Origin of the sequence: Streptomyces murinus (assembly GCF_002154555.1) — a bacterium.
Taxonomy (GTDB): domain Bacteria; phylum Actinomycetota; class Actinomycetes; order Streptomycetales; family Streptomycetaceae; genus Streptomyces; species Streptomyces murinus.
The window spans coordinates 1-3735 of record NZ_MUNF01000608.1 but is presented as its reverse complement, the minus strand read 5'-3'; the positions used below and the strand labels follow the sequence as shown (position 1 = coordinate 3735).

Annotated in this window: 3 protein-coding genes and 1 pseudogene; 1 reads left to right on the top strand and 3 read right to left on the bottom strand. The window is 71.6% G+C overall.

Translation table 11 applies throughout. The features are described from left to right. Positions 1–198: 198 nt before the first annotated feature. The 3 genes from CCN72_RS31140 to CCN72_RS31130 form a co-directional block, all read right to left on the bottom strand. On the bottom strand, positions 199–390 hold the full coding sequence (locus CCN72_RS31140) for a DUF397 domain-containing protein (protein WP_085565209.1): 192 nt from the start codon (positions 388–390) through the stop codon (positions 199–201). 189 nt (positions 391–579) lie between these two features. Beyond that, positions 580–1437 (bottom strand): helix-turn-helix domain-containing protein, encoded by an 858-nt coding sequence (locus CCN72_RS31135; RefSeq protein ID WP_037657768.1) that lies wholly within the window; start codon positions 1435–1437, stop codon positions 580–582. Between the two features lie 271 nt (positions 1438–1708). After that, positions 1709–2464 (bottom strand): GOLPH3/VPS74 family protein, encoded by a 756-nt coding sequence (locus tag CCN72_RS31130; RefSeq protein ID WP_085565210.1) that lies wholly within the window; start codon positions 2462–2464, stop codon positions 1709–1711. A 399-nt stretch (positions 2465–2863) separates the two neighbouring features. Between CCN72_RS31130 and CCN72_RS31125 the strand changes: the two are divergent. Beyond that, a pseudogene (locus CCN72_RS31125) lies at positions 2864–3735 on the top strand (hypothetical protein); the annotation flags it as partial.

The window sequence follows — 3735 nt, the reverse complement described above, 5'->3', positions numbered from 1 at the left end:
CCCGGCGGGGCCCGAGGACCCGGTGTGCGACGTGGCGTTCCCGGTGCGCTCCCGCTGAGTCGGCCCGGCCCCGCCGGGGCCGGGCACGACCGAGCCCTCTCGGCAAGGACGGCGTCTGGTCGAGAGGGCTCTTGGGTGGTGCGTGTGCAGTTGTGATCGTCGTCGGAACGACGATCAGGGACGAGGCCCGCGAGCCCCTTACGCCTTGACCGAGTCCACGAAGGCGTTCCACGCGTCGGCGGGGAAGGCCAGGATCGGGCCCTCGGCGACCTTGGAGTCACGGACGGCCAGTTCGGCGGTGACGGGCGACTTGACCTCCACGCAGGCGCCGTTGCCCGCGGAGTAGGAGGACTTCAGCCACGTCTCCGAAGCGCCCTGAATCAGTGCCATGTCCACTCCTGTGTGCGAGTTGCGATAGTGCGGGTTCACGCCAACCCGATGTCCGATTGGCGTGATCGACGCTACCGGGCAACTGCCTTGGCCGGAGGGGACGTTCACTCGACCGGATGGCATATTCCAACGTACCTTCCACGGGAGCGCGCCCACCCTGTAGGATCACGCACCCTCCGTGGCCGGGCCCTATTCCGTGTACCGCTGCGCCGTCTCGTCGATCAGCTGCCGGGACGCCTCCACGCTGAGGGACTGGGCCCGCAGATGCTCGTACATCACGGCGTACTTCTGCACGTCCTGGGCCTTCTCCAGATACAGGTCGCTGGTGACGCCCTCCAGGTAGACCACGCTGGAGTCGGCCGCGTCGGCGAACTCCAGGATCGCGTACTGGCCGTTGAGCCCCGGATGCGCGCCCACCTCGAACGGCATCACCTGCACGGTGACATGGGGCAGCTCGGACAGCTTCAGGAGATGCTCCAGCTGCTCGCGCATCACGCGCTTGCCGCCGACGACCCGGTGCAGCGCGGCCTCGTCCAGGACGATCCAGAGCCGCAGCGGATCGTTCTCGGTGGTGATCCGCTCCTGGCGGCGCATGCGCACGCCCACACGCTTCTCGATCTCCGCGGCCGAGGTCTCCGGCAGCGCGCCGCGCACCAGCGCCTCGGCGTACGCCGGGGTCTGGAGCAGACCGGTGACGATCTGGGGTTCATAGACCCGCAGCGACTCGGCGTCGGTCTCCAGACCGATGTACACGCTGTAGGGGATGTCCCCGAAGGTGTGCCACCAGCCCTGCTGTCTGGAGTCGCGGGCCATCTCCATCAGCGAGTCCACGACCCGCTGGTCCTCGACCTCGTAGACGCCGCACAGATCGCGCACATCGCGCTGGCTGATGCTGCGGCGGCCGTTCTCCAGACGGCTGATCTTCGACTGGGACACGAGCAGACGCTCGGCGACCTCTTCGGCCGTCATGTTCTTCTGCTCGCGGAGTTTTCGAAGCTCCTGGCCCAGCCGGCGCCGCCTAACGGTGGGATTGACATTGGACGCCACGGGACGCGCACCTCCGGCTGCTGCCTGTACTGACACTTTCCGTATCTGCTGCTGAGCAGATTGCCACCAAGGCGCGCACCGGCGCTGGGAAATGCTCGATATGCGGCACGCATGCGTGTCTGTTCGGGCGCCGGCTTCACGCGGACTGCCCGGGACGGGCGCGGTTCCGGATACGGCCGAGCGGGGTGGCGGGACCCGGAGGTCCCGCCACCCCGCTCGCCCTGCGGCTCCCGAACCGGGCCTGTGGGGACGGTCGTTGCGGCGCGATGGATCAGTGGGCCACGGCGCGGGCCATGGACCCGTGGCGCGGCTGCATCGGCACTCCGTGCGCGGGTTCGGCCGCGGACCGGGGTCCCGGCCCCGGCGGCCGGCCCGTGACGGCCGGAGCGCGGCGCGGCTGTGCGGCCGCGCCGTTCTGCACGTCCATCACGGCGTGCGCGACGAGCCCGCCCATCGGATCGTGCCGGATCAGATCCCGCAGCCGGGAACGGGACGATCGGCCCTCGTTGCCCGGATACAGATGCTTGCCCAGCCCGACGGCGTGCGCCAGGGCGGCGAGCGCCGCGGTCCGCGGGTCCGGCGGTACGCCGGTGCGGATCGCGGAGTCCAGCCGGCCGCGGATCTCCCGGCTGATGGCTGTCTCCGTCGCCTGGTAGCGCGTCGTCGGCAGCACTCCGCACATCTGGCCCGGCACCGCGGCGACCATGCCGCACCGCTCCAGATGCGAAAGGTACGTCTGGCGCAGCCCCAGCCGGGGCCCGCCGATCCAGTGGACGGCTCGCACCGGAGCGCCGCGCCTTCGCAGCAACTCCAACGCGCAGTCCAGAGTTGGATCTCCTGTCGGCCGTGGCACCACCACGGCGATACGATCCCCGTCTGGGGCTATCCGTCCGGCCAGCGCCAGCTCCACTAGCTGTGCACCGGCCAGACCGAGGTCGAGCGACTGCGGCTGTGCAGTGGTACCCGTGGTCGGGTCCAGTGCCAGCAGCAGAAGCTCCTCCGGAAGTGTTCTGCGGCTCCTGCCCATCCATGCCTCCCCGCGTGGATGAATGACAGGGTGACCCCTCTCACATTGGTCTGTCGAGGGTGCGTGACCGGTTCGTGAGGGAACCGGTAGGTATGTCGTTCTCGTCTACCACAGGGGCCAAGCCCTCACACAGGACACTGGTACATGGTTCGGACAGGGCGCGCGCGTAGGCGTGCGGCGCATGAGGAGGCATCGGTGGCGGGCGAGTCCCCCGACAGGTCGAAGCAGCGCGAGTCGTCGGCAGGAGCGACGTCGGGGAACGCGGGTTCGGTTCCCGAGGCCCGCGATCCCCGCCTCGCGGTGGCCCGGAGCGGGTCCGGTGGGAGCAGCGGGGCCGGTACCGGTGCCGGTGGCGGGCAAAAGGATTCCTCGAGCGGCGGCACGGACACCGCGACGAAGGTGTTCCGCACCCCCGCGATCGAGGAGGACACCGCTCTGCGCAACGCGGTCTCGTCGTGGGTCCGGGACGCGGACGACCCGGAGACGCCAACGGAAGCTCCCGCGAAGGACGCTGAGGGCGCCGAGGGCGCGTCGGCCGACACGGACACCGAGGGCGACGCCGAGGGCGACACGGGCGCGAAGGAAGCGACGGGCGCGATAAGCGACGGCGCGGGCTCGGAGCCGGCGGACACGGAGGCCGCGGGCACGGACGCGGCTGACGCCGGCTCCGGTGCGGACGCGAAGGCGACCGCCGGGGGCAACGGCGCGGAGGCGGACGCCGGTTCCGGTGCGAAGGGTGACGGCGCGGAGGCCGGCGCCAAGGGCGAGCTGAAGGCCCCGGAGGCCGGTGCCGAGGGCGAGAAGGCCCCGGCGGACGCTGACGCGGTGACCGACGCGGCCGAGGGCTCGGAGCCGGGCGCCGACGCGGAGGACGGCTCCGACACGAAGGCCGGTGCCGAGGAGAAGGCCGCCGCCGGCGATGCCGCCGCTGCCGCGGCCACCCGCGCCAAGGCCGCCGCAGAGACGGCCGACGCCGAGGCGGACGCCCTGGCGGACGGCGCGGCCACGAAGGCGGGCACCGGTGCGAAGGCCGCTTCCGGTGCGAAGGCCGACGCTCGGCCGAAGACCCCGGCGGGCGCCGACATCGCGGGTGCGAAGGCGGACGCCGAGGCGGAAGGTGACGCCGACGCGGAGGACGACACCACCGCCGAGGAGAAGGCTGACGCCGACCCGGAGAGTGGCGACGGGGCCGCGGACGCCGATGGTGCGGAGGACCCTCAGGGGCCACCCGCGGCTGACGACGAGAGCCGCGCGGGTGGTGCGGGTGGGAA